This window comes from Erythrobacter sp. HI0063, assembly GCF_001635685.1.
In the GTDB taxonomy this organism is placed as follows: Bacteria; Pseudomonadota; Alphaproteobacteria; order Sphingomonadales; family Sphingomonadaceae; genus Qipengyuania.
In genome coordinates, this window is sequence record NZ_LWFF01000194.1 from 1 (window position 1) to 311 (window position 311).

General features: G+C 65.0%; 1 protein-coding gene. It reads left to right on the plus strand.

The window, feature by feature from the left end:
* The coding region (locus tag A3736_RS06550) for a nitrilase-related carbon-nitrogen hydrolase (protein WP_304439411.1) at positions 1–311 on the plus strand (311 nt) is incomplete at both ends.

Here is a 311-nt window from a genome sequence, read left to right on the forward strand (position 1 = left end):
TCCGGGATATGAGGAGAAATACTATTTCCGCCCCGGTAACGACGGCTTCAAGGTGTGGAATATCGCTTGTGAAGGTGGGACGGCGCGCATCGGCGTCGGCGTGTGCTGGGACCAATGGTATCCCGAATGTGCGCGGGCGATGGCGCTGAAGGGGGCTGAAGTCCTGCTTTACCCCACCGCGATCGGGTCCGAACCCTATGACGCCGATCTCGACACCAGCCGCATGTGGCGGCGCGCGATGGTGGGCCATGCGGTGTCGAACTGCATGCCCGTCGCCGCCGCCAACCGCATCGGCCACGAAGGCCCGGCGG